16 protein-coding genes and 1 tRNA gene are annotated in these 19,601 nt (G+C 74.0%); 14 read left to right on the forward strand and 3 right to left on the reverse strand.

What is annotated here, in order from left to right:
* The first annotated feature begins 1 nt into the window (after position 1).
* The 4 genes from ISOVA_RS02100 to topA all read left to right on the forward strand — a co-directional run bounded on the left by ISOVA_RS02100 (position 2) and on the right by topA (position 7,814).
* Positions 2-1,642, forward strand: coding sequence for an ABC transporter permease subunit (locus tag ISOVA_RS02100; protein WP_013837609.1), 1,641 nt, complete (start codon positions 2-4; stop codon positions 1,640-1,642).
* Positions 1,642-2,556, forward strand: coding sequence for a sugar ABC transporter permease (locus ISOVA_RS02105; protein WP_013837610.1), 915 nt, complete (start codon positions 1,642-1,644; stop codon positions 2,554-2,556). The genes ISOVA_RS02100 and ISOVA_RS02105 overlap by 1 nt, the downstream gene beginning before the upstream one ends.
* 4 nt (positions 2,557-2,560) lie before the next feature.
* On the forward strand, positions 2,561-4,675 hold the full coding sequence (locus tag ISOVA_RS17465; RefSeq protein WP_013837611.1) for a glycosyl hydrolase 53 family protein: 2,115 nt from the start codon (positions 2,561-2,563) through the stop codon (positions 4,673-4,675).
* Between the two features lie 397 nt (positions 4,676-5,072).
* Positions 5,073-7,814: a type I DNA topoisomerase gene (gene topA, locus ISOVA_RS02115; RefSeq protein WP_013837612.1), complete on the forward strand. Its 2,742-nt coding sequence runs from the start codon at positions 5,073-5,075 to the stop codon at positions 7,812-7,814.
* A gap of 25 nt (positions 7,815-7,839) precedes the next feature.
* On the opposite strand, the gene ISOVA_RS02120 is transcribed toward topA, so the two are convergent.
* Positions 7,840-8,055: a hypothetical protein gene (locus tag ISOVA_RS02120; RefSeq protein WP_013837613.1), complete on the reverse strand. Its 216-nt coding sequence runs from the start codon at positions 8,053-8,055 to the stop codon at positions 7,840-7,842.
* A gap of 61 nt (positions 8,056-8,116) precedes the next feature.
* Between ISOVA_RS02120 and ISOVA_RS02125 the strand changes: the two genes are divergently transcribed.
* Genes ISOVA_RS02125 through ISOVA_RS02135 form a run of 3 tightly spaced genes read left to right on the forward strand, consistent with a single transcriptional unit; the run spans position 8,117 to position 10,890 of the window.
* Positions 8,117-8,674 carry a MarR family winged helix-turn-helix transcriptional regulator gene (locus ISOVA_RS02125; protein ID WP_013837614.1) on the forward strand — a complete coding sequence of 186 codons (558 nt, stop codon included), beginning with the start codon at positions 8,117-8,119 and terminating at the stop codon, positions 8,672-8,674.
* Positions 8,675-8,678: 4 nt separating this feature from the next.
* Positions 8,679-9,743, forward strand: a complete 1,065-nt coding sequence (locus ISOVA_RS02130; protein ID WP_013837615.1) for a Gfo/Idh/MocA family protein — start codon at positions 8,679-8,681, stop codon at positions 9,741-9,743.
* Positions 9,744-9,768: 25 nt separating this feature from the next.
* Positions 9,769-10,890, forward strand: a complete 1,122-nt coding sequence (locus ISOVA_RS02135) for an FUSC family protein (protein WP_013837616.1) — start codon at positions 9,769-9,771, stop codon at positions 10,888-10,890.
* Here the strand turns inward: ISOVA_RS02135 and ISOVA_RS02140 are convergent.
* Positions 10,865-11,263: a pyridoxamine 5'-phosphate oxidase family protein gene (locus ISOVA_RS02140; protein ID WP_013837617.1), complete on the reverse strand. Its 399-nt coding sequence runs from the start codon at positions 11,261-11,263 to the stop codon at positions 10,865-10,867. The two genes, ISOVA_RS02135 and ISOVA_RS02140, sit on opposite strands and share 26 nt — an antisense overlap.
* A gap of 117 nt (positions 11,264-11,380) precedes the next feature.
* Between ISOVA_RS02140 and tmk the strand changes: the two genes are divergently transcribed.
* From tmk to ISOVA_RS02175, 7 genes are all read left to right on the forward strand, one after another.
* Complete coding sequence (gene tmk, locus ISOVA_RS02145; protein ID WP_143762033.1) at positions 11,381-12,082, forward strand: dTMP kinase; 702 nt, start codon at positions 11,381-11,383, stop codon at positions 12,080-12,082.
* Positions 12,079-13,215 (forward strand): DNA polymerase III subunit delta', encoded by a 1,137-nt coding sequence (locus tag ISOVA_RS02150; protein WP_013837619.1) that lies wholly within the window; start codon positions 12,079-12,081, stop codon positions 13,213-13,215. Before tmk ends, ISOVA_RS02150 begins: the two co-directional genes overlap by 4 nt.
* A gap of 132 nt (positions 13,216-13,347) precedes the next feature.
* On the forward strand, positions 13,348-15,003 hold the full coding sequence (locus tag ISOVA_RS02155) for an enoyl-CoA hydratase-related protein (protein WP_013837620.1): 1,656 nt from the start codon (positions 13,348-13,350) through the stop codon (positions 15,001-15,003).
* Between the two features lie 70 nt (positions 15,004-15,073).
* Complete coding sequence (locus ISOVA_RS02160; protein ID WP_013837621.1) at positions 15,074-15,658, forward strand: hypothetical protein; 585 nt, start codon at positions 15,074-15,076, stop codon at positions 15,656-15,658.
* A gap of 74 nt (positions 15,659-15,732) precedes the next feature.
* Positions 15,733-17,286, forward strand: a complete 1,554-nt coding sequence (locus tag ISOVA_RS02165; RefSeq protein WP_013837622.1) for an alpha/beta hydrolase — start codon at positions 15,733-15,735, stop codon at positions 17,284-17,286.
* Positions 17,287-17,440: 154 nt separating this feature from the next.
* The gene (locus ISOVA_RS02170; protein ID WP_013837623.1) at positions 17,441-18,733 is read left to right on the forward strand and encodes a metallophosphoesterase family protein; all 1,293 of its coding nucleotides are present in this window, start codon (positions 17,441-17,443) and stop codon (positions 18,731-18,733) included.
* Positions 18,734-18,875: 142 nt separating this feature from the next.
* A tRNA-Thr gene (locus ISOVA_RS02175) sits at positions 18,876-18,948 on the forward strand.
* A 46-nt stretch (positions 18,949-18,994) separates the two neighbouring features.
* Here the strand turns inward: ISOVA_RS02175 and ISOVA_RS15310 are convergent.
* Positions 18,995-19,573 carry a 4'-phosphopantetheinyl transferase family protein gene (locus tag ISOVA_RS15310; RefSeq protein WP_013837624.1) on the reverse strand — a complete coding sequence of 193 codons (579 nt, stop codon included), beginning with the start codon at positions 19,571-19,573 and terminating at the stop codon, positions 18,995-18,997.
* Positions 19,574-19,601 lie beyond the last annotated feature (28 nt).

Below are 19,601 nucleotides of genomic sequence, written 5' to 3' on the forward strand. Positions count from 1 at the left end.
CATGGCGACGCACAGCGTCACGCCGGCGGCGCCCCCCTCCGCGGGGGCGCCGCCCGGCGGCGGCCGCCGGACGGGCGAGCCGCACGCGCGCGCCTGGTCGGGCACCGGCCTCGGGTTCGTGGTCAAGCTCGTCCTCATGGCGCTCGTCAACGCCGTCGGCGTCGCCGTGGCGTGGGCGGCGTGGGACGTCGGCTCCTGGGGCGTGCTCGCCGGGACGGTGCTGCTCACCGTCGTCGCGAACTGGGTGTACTTCAGCCGGCGCCGTCTGGCGGGCAAGTACGTGCTGCCCGGCCTGGCGTTCCTGCTGGTCTTCCAGCTCTTCACCATGGCCTACACGGTCTACGTGGCCACGACGAACTACGGCACCGGCCACAACTCGACCCGCGAGCAGGCGGTCGACGCGCTGCTCATCCAGAGCGAGCGCGCGGTCGACGACGCCCCGACGTACCCGCTCACGATCGTCGAGCGCGACGGCGAGGTCGGGTTCGCCGTGGTCGAGGGCGGCCGGGTCCTGGTCGGCACGGCGGACGAGCCGCTCACGCCGGTGCCCGACGCCGCGACCGACGGCGAGCGGGTCACTTCGCTGCCCGGGTGGGAGGTCGTCGGGCGTGCCCGGCTGCTGGGCGACCCGCAGCTCCAGGAGGACGTGCTCGCGCTGCGGGTCCCGGTCTCCGAGGACGCGGACGACGGCTCGATCCGCACGCGCGAGGGCACGCGCGCGACGGTCTACCGCTCCTCGCTCGAGTGGGACCCCGACGCGGGCACCATGACCGACGTCGAGAGCGGCGTCGTGTACGCCCCGAGCGAGGACGGCCGGTTCGTCGCGCCCGACGGCACGGCGCTGCCGGTCGGCTGGATCGTCGGCGTCGGGTTCGAGAACTTCGTTCGCGCCTTCACCGACACCAACTACGCGGGGCCGTTCTGGCGCATCACGGGCTGGACGTTCGCGTTCGCGTTCCTCACCGTCGCCACGAGCTTCCTGCTCGGGCTGGCGATGGCGCTCGTCTTCAACGACGTGCGGGTGCGCGGCCGGTCCGTGCTGCGCACGCTGTTCATCCTGCCGTACGCGTTCCCGGCGTTCCTGTCCGCGCTGCTGTGGCGGGGCATGCTCAACCCGAACCCCGACTACGGGATCGTCAACAACCTGTTCTTCTTCGGCGCCCGCATCGAGTGGCTCACCGACCCGTGGCTCGCCAAGGCGGCGATCCTGGGCGTCAACCTGTGGCTGAGTTTCCCGTACTGGTTCCTCGTGTGCACCGGGGCGCTGCAGTCGCTGCCCGGCGACCTGACCGAGGCCGCCCGGATCGACGGCGCCGGCCGGTGGCGCGCGTTCCGCTCGATCACGCTGCCGCTGTTGCTCGTGTCCACGACTCCGCTGCTCATCGCGAGCTTCGCGTTCAACTTCAACAACTTCGTGATCATCTACATGCTCACGAACGGCGGGCCCCGGTTCACCGACACGTCGGCCCCGCTGGGGCACACCGACATCCTCATCACGATGATCTACCAGATCTCCGGCGTCGCGGGAGGTCGCGCCGACTACGGCCTCGCGAGCGCGCTGTCGATCCTCGTGTTCCTCGTGGTCGGCGGGATCTCGGCCCTCGCGTTCCGGCGCACCCGCAAGCTCGAGGAGGTGCTGTGATGTCCACGACGACTCCGTCCGCGACCGGGTCGCCGCGGGCCGCGCTCGACGCCGGCCGTGCCGGTGCCCGACGACGGCGCTGGCTCGCCGAGGTGGGGTGGAAGTACCCCGTGGCCGCGGTCCTCGTGTTCTACTCGGCGTTCCCGCTGGCCTACGTGCTGTCCGCCGCGCTCGCGCGCTCGGGCACCCTGACCGGCAGCACGCAGCTGTTCCGGTCGTTCTCCGGCGCCAACTTCACGGCCCTCGGCACCACGCGGTTCTGGGAGTGGGCGGTCAACAGCCTCGTCATCGGGATCGCGACGGCCGTCGGGTCGGTGCTCATGGGCGCGGCGGCGGCGTACGCGTTCTCACGCTTCCGGTTCACGGGCCGCCGTGCGAGCCTCACGGCCCTGCTCATCATCCAGATGTTCCCGCAGATGCTCGCGTTCATCGCGATCTTCCTGCTGCTCCTCTCGCTCGGGAACGTCGTCCCGCTCCTGGGGCTCAACAGCACGCTGGCGCTCATCTGCGTGTACCTGGGCGGGGCGCTCGGGACCAACACGTTCCTCATGTACGGGTTCTTCAACACGATCCCGCGCGAGCTCGACGAGGCCGCGAAGATCGACGGTGCCACGCACGCCCAGATCTACTGGGGCATCATCCTGCGGCTCGTCACGCCGATCCTCGCGGTCGTCGGGCTGCTGAGCTTCATCGCGACGTTCGGCGAGTTCATCCTCGCGCGCATCGTCCTGACCTCGGAGCACAACTGGACCCTCGCCGTCGGCATGTACGCCTGGGTGTCCGACCAGCTCAACGCGAACTGGGGCCTGTTCGCGGCCGGTGCCGTCATCGCGAGCCTGCCGATCCTCGCGCTGTTCCTGTTCCTGCAGAAGTACATCGTCGGCGGGCTCACCGCCGGCTCGGTGAAGGGGTGATTCGATGAGAGACGTTCGCACGCGCAGCGCGGCACGTGCGGCCATCGGTGCGGTCGCGGCGGCCGCCGCCGTCACCGTCGGGGCGGTCGGGGCGGTCGCGGCGCCGGCAGGGGCCGAGGAGGGCGATCCCGTGGAGGCGGGCATCTTCGTGGACAAGGTCGAAGGGCTGCCGGCGGACTTCGTCCACGGCGTCGACGTGTCGTCCGTGCTGTCGCTCGAGGAGAGCGGGGTCACCTTCTACGACACCAGCGGCGCGGAGGCCGACGTGTTCGCGGTGCTGGCCGACGCCGGCGTGACCGACGTGCGCATCCGGGTGTGGAACGACCCGTGGGACGCCGAGGGTCACGGGTACGGCGGCGGCAACGTCGACGTACCGCGGGCCGTCGAGATCGGTCGCCGCGCGACGGCGGCGGGCCTGGGCGTGCTCGTCGACTTCCACTACTCCGACTTCTGGGCCGACCCGTCCAAGCAGCAGGCTCCCAAGGCCTGGGCCGGGATGACGGTGGACCAGAAGGTCGCGGCGCTCGGCACCTTCACGACCGGCGCGCTCACGGCGTTCAGGAGTGCCGGCGTCGACGTGCGCATGGTGCAGGTCGGCAACGAGACCAACAACGCCGTCGCCGGCGTGAGCGCGTGGGCCGACCGGGCGCGGATGTTCTCGGCGGGCAGCGCGGCCGTGCGCGAGGTGTTCCCGGACGCGCTCGTCGCCGTGCACTTCACCAACCCCGAGACCTCCGGGCGGTACGCGGGCTACGCGGCCGAGCTCGCCCGGTACGGCGTCGACTACGACGTCTTCGCGAGCTCGTACTACCCGTTCTGGCACGGCTCGCTCGAGAACCTGACGAGCGTGCTGTCCGACGTCGCGACGACGTACGGCAAGCAGGTCATGGTCGCCGAGACGTCGTGGAACTACACCCTGGCCGACGGCGACGGCCACCAGAACGTCATCACCCCGGACTCGGGCTTCGACCAGTACCCCGTGAGCGTCCAGGGTCAGGCGACGGCGGTGCGCGACGTGATCGCCGCGGTCCACGCGGTCGGCGACGCCGCGGTCGGCGTCTACTACTGGGAGCCCGCGTGGCTGCCCGTCGGGCCGCCCGAGCAGCTCGAGCAGAACAAGGTCCTGTGGGAAACGCACGGCTCAGGCTGGGCCACGAGCTACGCCGGCGAGTACGACCCGCACGACGCGGGCCAGTGGTACGGCGGCTCGGCGTGGGACAACCAGGCGCTGTTCGACTTCACGGGCCACCCGCTCGAGTCGCTCCAGGTGTTCCGCTACGTCTACACGGGCGCAGTCGCCCCGCTCGAGGTCGTGAGCGTCGAGCGGGTGCACCTCGAGGTGACCGAGGGCGACGACGTCGTCCTGCCGGCGACCGTGCGCGTCACCTACAACGACGGCTCGGTCGAGGACCAGGCCGTCACGTGGGACGAGGCGGACCTCGCGGCGGTCGCCGGCCCGGGCACGTACCAGGTCGCGGGCCTGACGGAGGCCGGTCTCGAGACGACCGCCGTCGTCGAGGTGAGGCCTGTCAACCACGTGCGCAACGGCTCCTTCGAGGACGCCGACCTGAGCATGTGGACGATCACGGGCACCGGCGCGTCGGTGCAGGCCACAGGCGACGCCTTCGACGGCGACCGGGCCGTCCACTTCTGGGCCGGCGCCCCCTACGCGTTCACCGTGACCCAGAAGATCACCGGGCTCGAGCCGGGCGTGTACCGGCTCTCGGCGACGACGCAGGGCGGCGACAGCCCGGCGTCGGACGTGCGGCGGCTCGAGGCGACGACGTCGGTCGGGACCACCGGTGCGGACCTGGTGCTCGCCGGCTGGCGCGCGTGGCGCACGGCCGTGGTGGACGGCGTCGTCGTGGAGGACGGCACGCTCACCGTGACGGCGTCGTTCACGCTCTCGGCCGGGGCGTGGGGCACGTTCGACGACGTCGTGCTCGAGCGGGTCGGGCCGCTGCCGGCGCCCGCGTGGGATGCCCAGACGCTCTACCGGGCGGGTGACCGCGTCCTGCACGACGGCGGCACGTACGAGGCGCTCCGGCCGACGCGGGCGTGGGAGCCGGGGACCGGTCCAGAGCACGGCAAGGCGTCCCCCTGGGCGACCGTGGGCTGAGCGACCGGGTCACGCGGGGGCGCAGCAGGGCTCTCCGGCGCTCGAGTGCGCCGGGCCCGGCTGCGCCCCGGCCGCCCACGACAAGGTCCGCCGAGCCGCGCGCCCCACGCTGGTTCTCCACCTCGCGCACCCGGTCCTGGTGCATCGTCCACATCAGCTCCGGCGTCATGCCGCGTCCCCCTCGTGTCGTTCGAACTCCGACGGACCATGCATCGAAGATCTTCGATGGGTAAACGACGGTCCTCGCATCGACATTTGTCAATGCGTCGCGCGGGGTGAAAGTCGTGGGAGGGTCTGCCGAGGGCTGTGGACGTGGGTAGAGTGCCGCCGTCGTCGGTGGCGTACCGTGTCAGGACCGGCCCACCGGTAGACCCCACCCCTCGGAAAGCAGGAACGGATGCCCCACCCACGCAAGCTCGTGATCGTCGAGTCGCCCACCAAGGCTCGCAAGATCCAGGGCTACCTCGGCGACGACTTCGAGGTCGAGGCCAGCGTCGGACACATCCGTGACCTGCCCCAGCCGTCCGAGCTGCCCGCCGAGATGAAGAAGGGCCCGTACGGCAAGTTCGCGGTCGACGTCGAGAACGGGTTCGAGCCGTACTACGAGGTCTACGCGGACAAGAAGCAGAAGGTCCGCGAGCTCAAGCGCGCGCTCAAGGAGGCCGACGAGCTCTACCTCGCCACGGACGAGGACCGCGAGGGCGAGGCCATCGCGTGGCACCTCATCCAGGAGCTCAAGCCCAAGGTCCCGGTCAAGCGGATGGTGTTCCACGAGATCACGCGCGAGGCCATCCAGCGTGCGCTCGAGAACACGCGCGACCTCGACGAGCACCTCGTCGACGCGCAGGAGACGCGGCGCATCCTCGACCGCCTCTACGGCTACGAGGTCTCCCCGGTGCTGTGGCGCAAGGTGCGTCAGGGCCTGTCCGCCGGTCGCGTGCAGTCGGTCGCGACACGGCTCGTCGTCGAGCGTGAGCGCGAGCGCATGGCGTTCGTCGCCGCCGACTACTGGGACGTGTCCGGGTCGTTCGCGCCGGAGTCCGGCGAGGACGCGGGCCAGGCGTTCCGCGCGCGGCTCACGGGCCTGGGCGCCGACCGCGTCGCGGCCGGGCGCGACTTCGACGACAAGGGCCGCCTCAAGGTGCGCACCGGCGTCGTGCACCTCGACGAGGCCGCCGCGAACGCCGTCGTCGCCGGCCTGGCCGACGCGTCGTTCACCGTGCGCTCCCTCGAGACCAAGCCGTACTCGCGCAAGCCCGCGGCGCCCTTCACGACGTCGACGCTCCAGCAGGAGGCCGGGCGCAAGCTGCGCATGAGCTCCCGGCAGACCATGCGCACCGCGCAGGCGCTGTACGAGAACGGCTACATCACCTACATGCGTACGGACTCGCCGGCGCTGTCGGCCGAGGCCACCGAGGCCGCGCGGCGCCAGGCCGCCGAGCTGTACGGCCCGGAGTACGTGCCGGGCGCGCCGCGGCTGTACGCCTCGAAGAACAAGGGCGCCCAGGAGGCGCACGAGGCCATCCGCCCCGCGGGCGACGCGTTCCGCACTCCGGCGCAGGTCGCGCGCGAGCTGTCGGGCGACCAGTTCCGGCTGTACGAGCTCATCTGGAAGCGGACCGTCGCCTCGCAGATGGCCGACGCCAAGGGGTCGACGGCGTCCGTCCGGCTCGGTGCCACGCTCGGCGCGGGCGCCGGCGACCTCGCCGGGACCGACGCCGTGTTCTCGGCCTCCGGCACGGTCATCACGTTCCGCGGCTTCCTCGCGGCGTACGAGGAGGGCAGGGACGTCGAGGCGCCCGACGACGCCGCGGCGTCGGGCCGGGAGACGCGCCTGCCCCGCATGGCCGAGGGGGACGCGCTCGCGGGCACGGACCTCGCCGCGGAGGGTCACTCGACCGCGCCGCCCGCCCGGTACACCGAGGCCAGTCTGGTCAAGGCGCTCGAGGAGCTGGGCATCGGCCGCCCGTCGACGTACGCGGCGACGATCTCGACGATCCAGGACCGCGGCTACGTGCGCACGCGCGGGCAGGCGCTCGTGCCGACGTGGCTCGCGTTCGCCGTCGTGAAGCTGCTCGAGGAGCACTTCGACTGGCTCGTCGACTACGACTTCACGGCCGAGATGGAGGCCGACCTGGACCAGATCGCCGCGGGCGACCGCGAGCGCGTCGCGTGGCTGAGCCGCTTCTACTTCGGCGACGGGTCGGGCCAGACCGAGGGCTGGGGCCTGCGCGACCTCGTCGAGAACCTCGGCGAGATCGACCCGGTCTCGGTGAACTCGATCGAGATCGGCGAGGGCATCCGCGTGCGCGTGGGCCGCTACGGCCCGTACGTCGAGGACCTGGGCGCCGAGGTCGGGGAGGGCCAGAACCCGCCCCGCGCGTCGATCCCGGACGACATCGCGCCCGACGAGCTCACGGTCGCCGTGGCGCGCGAGCTGCTCGCCGCGGGCGCCGACGACGGCCGGGTGCTCGGCACCGACCCGGAGACCGGGCACCAGATCGTCGCGAAGGCGGGCCGGTACGGCCCGTACGTGACCGAGGTGCTGCCCGAGCCGGAGCTCGACCCGAACCTGTCCGCGACCGCGCGCAAGAAGGCGCTCGCCGCGCTGCCCAAGCCGCGCACCGCGTCGCTGTTCAAGTCCATGACGCTCGAGTCGGTCACGCTCGACGACGCCCTGCGGCTCCTGAGCCTGCCGCGCGTCGTGGGCACCGACCCGGAGTCGGGCGAGGAGATCACCGCGCAGAACGGTCGGTACGGGCCCTACCTCAAGAAGGGCACCGACTCGCGCACGCTCGCCTCCGAGGAGCAGCTCTTCACCGTCACGCTCGACGAGGCGCTGAAGATCTACGCCGAGCCCAAGCGCGGCCGCGGCGCCCGCGCGGCGACCCCGCCGCTGCGCGAGCTCGGCGACGACCCGACCACGGGCAAGCCGATCGTCATCAAGGAGGGGCGCTTCGGCGCCTACGTCACCGACGGCGAGACGAACCGGACGCTGCCGCGCGACGTCACGCCGGACTCGATCACGCCGGAGCGCGCGATCGAGCTCCTCGCCGAGAAGCGTGCGCAGGGGCCGGCGAAGAAGCGCCGCACGACCACCACGACGCGCAAGAAGGCCACGACGACGAAGAAGTCCTGACCGGGGCGGCGCTCGCGGCGACGGGTCAGTCCGCGGGACGCTCGACCACGTAGGTGCGGCCGTCGGGCCCGGTGACGCGGTCGAGCGTGCGGCGCAGCTCGGCGTCGCGCGCCCGGGCCTCGGGGCGGATCTCGCGTGGCGGCGTGCGCCGGATCGAGGCCGGGCCCATGAACGGCAGGAAGGCCTCGGTCACCCGCATGCCCCACGTCCGGTGGTCGCCGGGACGCTTGCGCCAGATCATCGCAACTCCTTGGTGTACCAAGTATTGGCGCGCCAAGCATACCTCCGCCTACGCTGGTCCCATGGACCGGCCGCTGGACCCGCTCGCGCTCGAGGCGCAGGTCTGCTTCGCGCTGTCCGCGGCGTCCCGCGCGATGGTCGCGCTCTACCGCCCGATCCTCGAACCGCTGGGGCTCACGCACCCGCAGTACCTCGTCATGCTCGGCCTGTGGCAGGACGCGCGCGCCGGGCGTTCGACGACGGTCTCCGGCCTCGCGTCGCGCCTCTACCTCGACCCGGGCACGCTCTCGCCGCTGCTCAAGCGCCTCGAGCAGCAGGGGCTCGTCGAGCGCCGGCGCGCCGCGGCCGACGCGCGCGTCGTCGAGCTCCACCTCACGGACGCCGGCGCAGCCCTGCGCGAGGAGGCGCTGGCCGTCCCCGCCCGCGTGGTCGAGGCGACCGGCCTGAGCCTCGAGCAGCTCGAGCGCGTCAAGCTCGCGTCCGACGCCGTCATCGCGGCCGCGTACGGCCTGCCCGAGGACGGCGACGGCCCCGAGGACGCCGACGACGACACCGGCGAGGAGGAGCAGGGCGGCACCGCGGACGGCACCGCGGCCGTCGCGGTCGCGGCGCTACCGTGACGCCATGACCGACGCCGTCGACCCGTCCGCCTACGCGCCCCGACTCATCCCGGCCGACCTCGTCGGCACCGTCCCCGACCTCGCCTCCGCCCCTCCCGTGCGGTGGGGCGTGCTCGGCGCCGGCGCCATCGCCGCCTCGTTCTGCGACGGGGTCCGCGAGCGCACGGCGTCGAGCGTCGTCGCCGTCGGCTCGCGCGACCTCGCCCGTGCCGAGGCGTTCGCCGGCGCCCACGCGCCCGGCGCCCGCCCGTACGGCTCGTACGCCGAGCTCGTGGCCGACCCCGACGTCGACGTCGTCTACGTCGCGACCCCGCACTCGCACCACCTCGAGCACGCGCTGGTCGCGATCCGCGCCGGCAAGCACGTGCTCGTCGAGAAGCCGCTGACACGCTCGGCGGCCGAGTCGCGCGTGCTGCTCGACGCGGCGCGCGAGGCCGGGGTCTTCTGCATGGAGGCGATGTGGACGCGCTTCCTTCCCCACGTCGCCGCGCTGCGCTCGGTCGTCGCGCGGGGCGAGATCGGCGAGGTCGTCACCGTCGCCGCGGACTTCGACGTCCTCTTCCCGTACGACCCCTCGCACCGCCTCTTCGCGCCGGAGCTCGCGGGCGGCGCGCTGCTCGACCTCGGGATCTACCCCGTGGCGTTCGCGCACGACCTGCTGGGCGTGCCGTCGACGATCACCGCCACGGGCACGCTCGCGCCGACCGGCGTCGACGACCACGTCGCGATGCTGCTCGGCTACGAGTCGGGCGCGCACGCGGTGCTGCGGACGTCGTCGCGCTCGGTCGGCACCGCGGCGGCGACGATCACCGGCACGCGGGGCCGCATCGAGATCCCCGAGTGGTTCTTCACGCCCACCGGGTTCCGCGTCGTGCGGGCCGACGGGTCGACGTGGACCTTCCAGGGGCCGACCGGGGAGGGCAAGGCCTACGAGGCCGCCGAGGTCGCTCGCCGCGTCACCGCGGGCGAGACGCAGAGCGAGCGCGTCACGTGGCAGGACACGCTCGAGGTCATGGGGATCCTCGACGAGGTGCGCCGGCAGCTCGGCGTCGTGTACCCGGGCGAGTAGCGTCCCGGCGCCCTAGCGTGGCCGGGTGACGCCCGCCCAGCGCCTGCCCGGCGACAGCGTGCTGCCCGACGAGTGGACCCGCGCCCAGCGGGTCTACCGGGCGTTCGCACGCCATCCCGCGTGGTCGGTCGCGCTGCGCGGCGCGGTCGCCGCCGCGCTCGCGTGGGTCATCGCGATCCTCCTGCCCGACCCGTTCTCGGAGTACCCCTACTACGCGCCGCTCGGCGCCGTGGTCGCGACGACCGGGACCGTCGTCCGCTCTGCCATGACGGCGGTGCGCGCGACGGCGGCGATCCTGCTCGGGGCGGGCGTCGCGCGGCTGGTCGACCTCGTGCTCGAGCCCGGGGCCGCCTCCGTCGCGCTCGCGGTCGGCCTCGCGCTCCTCGTCTCGACCTGGCGCGTGCTCGGCGACATGGGCCTGTGGGCCGTGACGTCCGCGCTCTTCGTGCTCATCCTCGGGCAGGCGAACCCCGAGGAGTACGTCGGCGCGTACAGCGGCCTCGTCGCCCTCGGCGCGGGTGTCGGTGTGGTCATCAACCTGCTCGTGCCGCCGCTGCCGCTCACGCCGTCGGAGGAGGCGCTCGACCAGCTGCGCGACGTCCTGGTCGACCAGGCGGAGGACCTCGCCGACGGCCTGGACCGCGAGCACGCGCCGTCGAGCGACGAGTGGCCCGAGCGGCAGCACTCGATCGACCCCGTCCTGTCCCGGGCACGCGAGTCGGTGCACCGCAGCGGCGAGGCGGCGCGCGCGAACGTGCGGGTGCGGCGGTACCGGCGGTGGGTCGAGGCGCAACGGCGCCGGTCGCGCGCCCTGCTCGCCGTCGCTGCGGTGGTCGACGACGCCGTGCGGCTCGCGACCGAGTGGGAGCGGCGGGACCGCGACGAGGTGGCTCTCGGCACGGCGCTGCGCCCGCCCGCCGTCGCCGCGCTGCGCGCGCTCGCGCAGGCGCTGCGCACGCACGGCCTCGAGGGAGCCGATCCGGGCAGCCTCGAGCGCCTCGCGGAGGCGATCGAGCACCTGCGTGCCCGGGTGCGCGAGGTCCGCGCCGAGAGCGAGCAGGACTACTTCGTCGCGGGCGCGCTGGTGCTCCAGCTGCGCCGCGCGCACGAGGCGCTCGTGCTCAGTGCTCGAGGCGCCGACCGGTGACCTCGGCGGGCGTGATCCGCACCCACACGTCCTTGCCGCCGCCCGCGTACGTGACGAGCCCGGTCGCCTCGGCCATCGACAGGTCCGCGTCGGTCTCCAGGATCTCGGCCGTGCCCTTGACGACCACGCTCTCGGCGACGTCGACCGCGAGCCGGTCGGCCTCGAGCGCGACCCGGCCGTTGACCGCGAGCTCCGCGAGCTTGGTGCCCGGGGACGTGCGCAGGTACACGAGCCGGTCGGCGACGGCGTAGTTGACGGGGAAGATCTCCGGCTCCCCGCCGACGGCGGTCGCCAGGCGGCCGACCTTCTGCTGGGCGAGGAGCTCCCAGCACTCGTCCTCGGTGAGCGTGGTCGTGGTCGACTGGTCGGTCATGCTGCCTCCCTCGGCTCGTCCTGGTCCCATCATGCGTCCCGGGCGGCCCCCGCGCCGCCCGGGCGGGCTGGGGACGAGGCGCCTCGGGTGTGGGCGGGCGCGGATAGTGTGTGGGCCGTGAGCAGCGCACCCGGGTTCTTCGTCTCGTTCGAGGGCGGCGACGGCGTCGGCAAGTCGACGCAGTCGCGCCTGCTGGGCGAGTGGCTGGGCGCGGTCACGGGACGCGAGGTCGTGGTCACCCGCGAGCCGGGCGGCACGGAGCTGGGCGTGGAGATCCGGCGGCTCGTGCAGCACGGGGACCACGTCGACCCGCGGGCGGAGGCGCTGCTCTACGCGGCCGACCGCGCCCACCACGTCGCCACGGTCGTGCGGCCCGCGCTCCTGCGGGGCGCCGTCGTCGTGACGGACCGCTACCTCGACTCGTCGGTCGCGTACCAGGCGGGCGGTCGCGAGCTCGCCGAGGACGAGGTCGAGCGGCTGTCGCTGTGGGCCACGCGCGGCCTGCTGCCCGACGTGACGATCCTGCTCGACCTCGACCCGGTGCTCGCCGAGGCACGGCGGACCGGCGAGCCCGATCGCCTCGAGCGCGCCGGTTACGGCTTCCACCGGCGCACGCGCGAGGCGTTCCTGCGCCGCGCCGCGGCGGACCCGGGCCGGTGGGTCGTCATCGACGCGGCCGGCAGCGTGGACGACATCCAGGCCCAGATCCGGGTCGACGTCGCGGCCCGCCTCGACCTGACGCCCGTCGTCGAGGAGGCCGTACGCGTGACCGACGCGGACACCGGGCCGGGACCCGTCGCGCCGGAGGGGCCGCGATGAGCGTGTGGGACGACGTCGTCGGCCAGCCGGACGCCGTCCGCACCCTGAGCCGCGCGGCGACCGACCCGGCCGCGATGACGCACGCCTGGCTCCTCACGGGCCCGCCCGGCTCGGGCCGGTCCGTCGCCGCGCGCGCGTTCGCCGCCGCGCTGCAGTGCGACCAGGGCGGCTGCGGCGCCTGCCACGCGTGCACGACGACGCTCGCGGGGACGCACCCCGACCTCACCGTCGTGGCGACCGAGAAGGTCGTCATCCAGATCGAGGAGGTGCGCGAGCTCATCGGCACCGCGTCGCGCACCCCGTCGTCGGGCCGCTTCCGCGTCATCGTCGTCGAGGACGCCGACCGCATGGCCGAGCGCACCACCAACGTGCTGCTCAAGGCGATCGAGGAGCCGCCGCCGCACACCGTGTGGGTGCTGTGCGCGCCGAGCGCCCAGGACGTGCTGCCGACGATCCGCTCGCGCTGCCGCGGCGTCGTGCTGCGGGTGCCGCCCGCCGAGGCGGTCGCCGAGCTCGTCGTGCGGCGCGACGGCGTCGACCCGCACGTCGCGCTCACGGCCGCGCGCGCCGCGCAGAGCCACGTCGGTCTCGCGCGCCGGCTCGCGCGCGACCCCGCCGCCCGCGAGCGGCGCGCGGCGGTGCTGGAGATCGCGCGGCGCATCCGCGGGGTGCCCGACGCCGTGCTCGCCGCTGGCGAGCTCGTCGACGTGGCCAAGGCCGAGGCGACGGCCGCGACGGCCGAGCGCGACGCCGCCGAGAAGGCCGAGCTCCTGCGGGCCCTCGGGGTCGGTGAGGGCGAGACGCTCCCGCCGCGCCTGCGCTCGCAGCTCAAGCAGCTCGAGGACGACCAGAAGCGCCGCGCCACGCGCCACCAGCGCGACGTCCTCGACCGGGCGATGGTCGACCTGCTCTCGCTGTACCGGGACGTGCTCGTCGTCCAGCTCGGCGCCGACGTCGACCTCGTCAACACCGAGCAGGCCGCCACGGTGCGGGCCCTGGCCGCGGACTCGACGCCCGAGCAGACGGTGCGTCGCATGGACGCGATCGGCGTCGCGCGCGAGCGCCTCGAGGGGAACGTCGCGCCGCTGCTGGCGCTCGAGGCGATGACGATCGCGCTGCGCCCGCAGGGGTGACCTGACCTGCGACGACGCGCGCCGGGCGGCCGCCCCTGCCGGGTGGGCGTTTGCCAGGACGGGTGTGCGTGGCGTGTGATGTTCGCCGACGACGGCCGGGGCCCCGCCGGCCGCGCACGAGGGGGAGTCGACTTGAGGATCCTGTTGCTGGTCTCCGCGTTCAACGGCCTGACGCAGCGCGTCTGGTGCCACCTGACCGGGGCCGGGCACGACGTCGGCGTCGAGCTCGCGCCCGTGTTCGCCACGCCCGAGGACCTCGTGGCGGCGGTCGAGGACATCGCGCCCGATCTCATCCTGGCGCCGTTCCTCAAGCACCGCGTGCCCGAGCAGGTGTGGCGCCGGTGGACCACGGTCGTGGTGCACCCGGGCCCGGTCGGCGACCGCGGCCCGTCGTCGCTCGACCACGCGATCCTCGACGGCCGCGAGCGTTGGGGCGTCACCGCCCTGTCCGCCGTCGAGGAGATGGACGCCGGCCCGGTGTGGGCGACGTCGACGTTCGCCATGCCCGCGGTGCCCCTCGCCAAGAGCGCGCTCTACAACGGCCCCGTCGCGGACGCGGCGATGCGGTGCGTCGACGAGGTGCTGCGCAAGGTCGCGGCGGGGGAGGGCCCGACGCCGGCCGACGACCTGCCCCGCGAGGTGGCCGGCACCGGCGAGCTGCCGCTGCTGCGCCGGGCGGCGTTCGAGCTCGACTGGTCGCTGCCCGCCGCCGACCTCGCGCGCCGGGTCGCGGCCGCCGACGGGGCGCCGGGTGCGCCGGCGACGGTCGGCGGGCGGCGCGTGTGCCTGTTCGACGCCGTGGCGACCGCCCAGGACCTCGGCGGGACCCCGGGCGCCGTCGTCGGCCACGACGGCGACGCGGTGGCGTTCGCGACGGGGGACGGCGTGCTCTGGGTCGGCTACGCGGCGGAGCTCGCCGAGCGGCGCGGCCCGAAGCTGCCCGCGCGGCTCGTGCTCGACCCGCAGCGACGCTCGCCCTACCGCGAGGCGCCCGAGCAGCTCGCCGAGGCGGTCTACGAGCGCGACGGCGACGTCGGCTACCTCACCTTCCGCTCGTACAACGGGGCGATGCACACCGAGCAGTGCCTGCGGCTCGCCGCCGCGGTCGAGAAGGCGCTCACCGAGGACACGCGCGTGCTCGTGCTGCGCGGCACGGAGCACACGTTCTCCAACGGCATCCACCTCGGCATGATCGACGCGGCCGAGGACCCGGCGGCCGAGGCGTGGGCCAACATCCAGGCGATCGACGACCTGTGCGAGGCGATCGCGCGCGCCGAGCAGACGACGGTCGCGGCGATCACCGCGAACGCGGGCGCGGGCGGCGTCATGGCGGCGCTGTGCGCCGACGTCGTCGTCGCGCGGGACGGCGTCGTGCTCAACCCGTACTACGACATGGGCATCTACGGCTCGGAGCTGCACACGTGGGCGCTGCCCGCGCGCGTCGGGGCCGAGACGGCCGACGCCCTGCTGCAGGACAAGCTCCCGGTCGGAGCCACGCGGGCCCGCGAGCTGGGGCTCGTGGACGCGGTCGGGCCGCGCGACCCGGAGGCGTTCGCCGCGTGGCTCGCGGAGCGGGCGCGCGAGGGCGGGTCCGGCGACGCGCGGCGCGAGGGCCTCGGGGCCGACGCGGCGGGCCGGCCGCTGTCGTACTACCGCACGGTCGAGCTCGCCGAGATGGCGCGCGACCTGTTCGACGACCGGAACGGCTTCGCGGGCCGGCGCCGCGACTTCCTGCGCAAGGCGGCGCCGACCGAGACGCCCGAGCGGCTGCGGTTCCCGCGCGCGTGAGCGTCCGCCTGCAAGCCGGGCGCACCTCGCGACATCTACCGGGGTGACGGACCACCTGCAGGAGGGCGCGATGAGCACGGTCGACGGTGGGCGGGCGCGGGTGCGCGCGGTCGTGGGCGCCGCGGCGGTCGCCCTCGCGCTCGCGGGGTGTGCCCAGCCGACGGATCCTGGTGCGGCCAGCGGACCCACGGAGGACGCCATGACACCGCCCCAGGACTCGCCGACGCCGACGGCGCCCGGCGGGCCGGTCGTGCCCGCCCCCGACTGGGCGGGCGTCGAGCTCGCCCCGGGCGTGGTCGTGCGCGGCCTGCCCGAGGGCGTCGCGGGCGCGACGGACAGCCCGGTCGGCGCGGCGTGGGCGCCCGCCGACGGGCTGCTCTACGTCGTCACGTACGGGTCGTCGTCGTGCCCGACCACCGCGGAGCCGCAGGCCGCCGACGACGCCGGCACTCTTGTCGTGACCCTGGTGCCCCCGCCCGCCGACGCGATCTGCACGATGGACTACGCGCCCACCACGTCGGTCGTCGGCATGCCCGACGGCGCGGACGCGGACGGGCCCGTGAGCGTGCGGCTCGGGGACGCGGGCACGGTCGAGGTGCCCCCGCGCCCGGGCACCGGCGAGGCCGGGCAGGCGGCGTGGGTGACGTCCTCGTGAACGTCGCGCAGCGATCGTGAGCCGGTGCCCCGCATGCAGCGGACACCCAGGAAGGTACCGGTAGGTTTGGCCGGGTGACGTCCTCCTCCCCCCGCACGACCGTCGCCCGCGCGCTCGCCGCGGGCACCGCCGTCGCCGCCCTCCTGGTCGGCTGCTCCGCCCCGGGGAAGGTCCAGACGCCGGTCGAGAGCGCCGCCGGCTGGGACCCGGCCGCGGCGGCCGCCGCCGGTGCGCCCGAGGGGTTCGAGGAGTACTACGTCCAGGACCTGCAGTGGACCGAGTGCGGTGAGGGCTTCGAGTGCGCGACGGCGTCGGCCCCGCTCTCGTGGGACGACCCCGACGCGGGCAGCATCGAGCTCGCGCTCAACCGGGTCGTGGCGCGGGGCGAGAAGGTCGGCTCGCTGCTCGTCAACCCCGGTGGTCCGGGCGGGTCCGGCGTCGACTTCCTGCGCAGCGCCGTGGGCATGTTCGGCGACCCGCTCAAGGACTCGTTCGACATCGTGGGCTTCGACCCGCGCGGCGTCGGCGACTCGACACCGGTGCGCTGCTTCGACGACGCGCGCAAGGACGAGTCGCTGAGCAAGGACTTCGACCTCGAGACCGACGAGGGCGTCGCGGCCGCCCGCGAGGAGGCCCGGGCGTGGGCCGAGGCGTGCGCCCAGAACACGGGCGAGCTCCTCGGGACCGTGGACACCCAGAGCGCCGCGCGCGACATGGACATGCTGCGCGCCGTGCTCGGCGACGACCAGCTGCACTACCTCGGCTACTCCTACGGCACCCAGCTCGGCGCCACGTACGCCGGGCTGTTCCCCGAGCGGGCCGGCCGCCTCGTGCTCGACGGCGGCATCGACGTCACGCTGTCGGCCGACGAGGTCTCCAAAGGACAGGCCGTCGGCTTCGAGAACGCGCTGCGCGCGTACGTCACGGACTGCCAGGCGGGCAGCTCGTGCCCGCTCAGCGGGTCCGTCGACGACGGCATGCGGCAGGTGCGGGCCGTCCTGGACTACGCGTTCGAGCGGCCGTACCCGACGTCGTCGGACCGCCAGGTCACGCAGACGCTCGCGTTCTACGGCATCGCCGTGACGCTCTACGACGAGGGCAGCTGGCCCGTGCTGACGCAGGCGCTCGAGGAGGCCATCATCCAGGGCCGGGGCGACACGCTGCTGTACCTCGCGGACTTCTACAACGACCGGAACTCCGACGGCACGTTCAGCACCAACTCGTCCGAGGCCTTCCGCGCCGTGGGCTGCCTCGACGACCGCAGCTCCGCCGACGTCGAGGACATGCGCGCCCAGGTGGCCGAGATCGAGGAGGTCGCCCCGACCGTGGGCACGTTCTTCGGCTACGGCGGCATCGCGTGCGCCGACTGGCCGCACCCGGAGGTCGAGCAGGAGTTCGACGCCTCCGCGGCCGGGGCGCCGCCCATCCTCGTCGTCGGCACGACGGGCGACCCCGCGACCCCGTACGTGTGGTCCGAGGGGCTCGCCGACACGCTCGAGTCGGGCGTGCTGCTCACCTACGAGGGGGAGGGCCACACGGCCTACGGGCGCTCCAACGAGTGCGTCGCGGGCGCGGTCGAGGCGTACCTCGTCGAGGGCACGGTGCCCGCGGAGGGCACGACCTGCTGACGAGGCGGGACGTCGTCCGTCCCGGCGGGCCGCAGGCCGCGTGGGGTCTGTCCGGCGCGTAGCCTCGGTGGGGTGTCGACACCCCCCCGCCGCCGTCGCCGGCACCTCGACGGAGGACCCGGAGCCCCACGAGGTCCGTCGGGAGCCCTTCGTCGTGCTCGCCGACCTCGCCCACGACCGCGCGCTCGTGACCTGGGGCGCCTTCTACTTCGTCCGGTACCACCCCGACCAACGGTGGGCGATCGTCGAGGACGCCGACCTGCCGGAGCTCGTCGGCCGACGGACCTGCATCGGCACCGAGGCCGAACCGTTCGGTGACTCGACCGTCGAGGTCGCGGACGCGTCCGGTGCCGTGGTCGCGCAGGTGTCGACGGCGGAACGCGCCTGGGCGTGGGTGGAGGGTCTCGAGCCGGACACCGAGTACGTCTACCGCGTGATCGTCGACGGCGAGGAGTGGGGCGCCGGAGAGCTGTGGGACACCCTGCCGGACCGACGCGGCGGGTACGACCTGATGCCCTCGGGCCGGGCCTACGACCTCCGGTTCCGCACCTGGCCGCACCCCGACGATCCCACCCCGCGGCTGCGGTTCGTCGCTCTCGGCGACTACGGCGTCGGCGTCCGCTCCGACTCCGAGGTCGGCGAGCTCGGCGACCACAGCGGCGGCGAGGACGACGACTGGTACTCCAGCTACTACGCCCCGTACCGCTACGTCCTGGCGCGCGTCCCGTTCTTCCCGGCGATCGGCAACCACGACACGGGCGACACCGAGCTCAGCGACGACGGGAGGCAGCTCGAGGACAACTTCCACCTGACGCAGCGCTTCAGGAGCACGGCCGGCCGGTCGTCGGTCGGCCCGGGTCTGTTCTACCGGCTGCGCTACGGCCGTGACGTCGAGCTCGTCGCGATCGACACCTCGCTGGACAGCAGCAGCGAGGGCGCCCGCCGGCACTTCCAGACCGGACACCACCGGGCGTGGCTCGAGGAGGTCTTCTCGACCGACGACGTGCGCTGGCGGATCCCTTTCTCGCACCACCCCGCGTACTGCGCCGGGCCCAGCCACGTCAACGACGAGGACATCTGCGAGGACCTGATCCCCCTGTTCGGGAAGGGAGGGGTCCGGCTCGTGCTCGCGGGCCACGAGCACAACTTCCAGATCAGCGAGGTCGACGGCCGCACGTACGTGATCTCCGGGGCCGGAGGCAAGCTGCGCGAGAACCCGCCCCAGAACCTCGAGGCGGCCTGCACGACCGCGTGGTCCGGGCAGTGCCACCTGCTGCTGGTCGAGATCGACGGTGCCGAGGCGAGGCTGACGCCGGTCAGCGGCCTGCTGCCCGACGGCAGCCCTCACCTCATGACCGCGATGAGCCCGCAGGGCCAGGTCCTGCGGCCGCCGTTCGTGGTCACGGACAGCCGCGTCGTGCCGAGGTCGGTCAGCACCAACACGTGAGCCGGTCACATGTCAGCCGGCCGGGTCTGCTGTGACGCAGCCGACGGCGGTGGGTCGCCGATCGCTTTGGATTCCGGCGCGCGTGTCAGGTACTGTTGTGGCCGCTCGCCGGTGCGCAGCAGCGCCCTGGAGGTGCGAGCACGCCGCCTTAGCTCAGTCGGCAGAGCGATTCACTCGTAATGAATAGGTCGTGGGTTCGATTCCCACAGGCGGCTCCGACACGAGGCCCGGGATCTCCGAGATCCCGGGCCTTCGTCGTCCTCACGACGACGGACGCTTCGCCGCCGGCGGCCAGTGGACCACCACGGGCTCCCCGGCGGGAGCGGGCGCGACGAGCGCGGCCGCGTAGCCCGCCAGCGGCGAGCGCAGCTCGTGCTCGACGGCGTCCGGTGCGACGGCGTTCGGCGCGATGGCGTGCGGTCCGGCCGTTCCGGCCTTGAACGCCGCCTCCCGGCGCGCCCACGCCGACCCGTCGGCGGGGTCGTCGAGCTCCGCCACCCGCTGCACGTCCACGCCCACCGGCCCGTCGCTGCACAGCGCCACGACCGCCAGCACGCCCGAGTGCGAGACCGAGACCCACGGAGCATCGGGCTGGAGGATCCGCGGTGCCCCGTGCGGCTCGCCGCAGTCGGCGCAGGTGCGGTCGACGACGACGTCGCCGGGCGCGACGTCGAGCCACGACCCGGCCGCGACCCGCAGCAACGCGGCGCCCAGCAGCGAGCGACCCCGGTCCGCCGGCCGGTCGAGCGACTCGACGCGGGCGCGCTCGGTGGCGTCGAGCAGTCCCACGAGCTCGTGCCGCGCGGCCACGAGCGAGGACCACCAGACCTCGACGGCCACGGTGATCACCTCGCTTCTGAGACGTGGT

This window comes from Isoptericola variabilis 225 (assembly GCF_000215105.1).
Taxonomy (GTDB): domain Bacteria; phylum Actinomycetota; class Actinomycetes; order Actinomycetales; family Cellulomonadaceae; genus Isoptericola; species Isoptericola variabilis_A.

Bases quoted from the DNA above. Each gene is read 5' to 3' on its own strand.
- ISOVA_RS02150 (WP_013837619.1), top strand. From the start codon at position 12,079: ATGAGCGTGTGGGACGACGTCGTCGGCCAGCCGGACGCCGTCCGCACC.
- ISOVA_RS02140 (WP_013837617.1), bottom strand. From the start codon at position 11,263: ATGACCGACCAGTCGACCACGACCACGCTCACCGAGGACGAGTGCTGG.
- topA (WP_013837612.1), top strand. From the start codon at position 5,073: ATGCCCCACCCACGCAAGCTCGTGATCGTCGAGTCGCCCACCAAGGCT.
- ISOVA_RS02130 (WP_013837615.1), top strand. From the start codon at position 8,679: ATGACCGACGCCGTCGACCCGTCCGCCTACGCGCCCCGACTCATCCCG.
- ISOVA_RS17465 (WP_013837611.1), top strand. From the start codon at position 2,561: ATGAGAGACGTTCGCACGCGCAGCGCGGCACGTGCGGCCATCGGTGCG.
- ISOVA_RS02125 (WP_013837614.1), top strand. From the start codon at position 8,117: ATGGACCGGCCGCTGGACCCGCTCGCGCTCGAGGCGCAGGTCTGCTTC.
- ISOVA_RS02120 (WP_013837613.1), bottom strand. From the start codon at position 8,055: ATGATCTGGCGCAAGCGTCCCGGCGACCACCGGACGTGGGGCATGCGG.
- ISOVA_RS02100 (WP_013837609.1), top strand. From the start codon at position 2: ATGGCGACGCACAGCGTCACGCCGGCGGCGCCCCCCTCCGCGGGGGCG.
- ISOVA_RS02105 (WP_013837610.1), top strand. From the start codon at position 1,642: ATGTCCACGACGACTCCGTCCGCGACCGGGTCGCCGCGGGCCGCGCTC.
- ISOVA_RS02160 (WP_013837621.1), top strand. From the start codon at position 15,074: ATGAGCACGGTCGACGGTGGGCGGGCGCGGGTGCGCGCGGTCGTGGGC.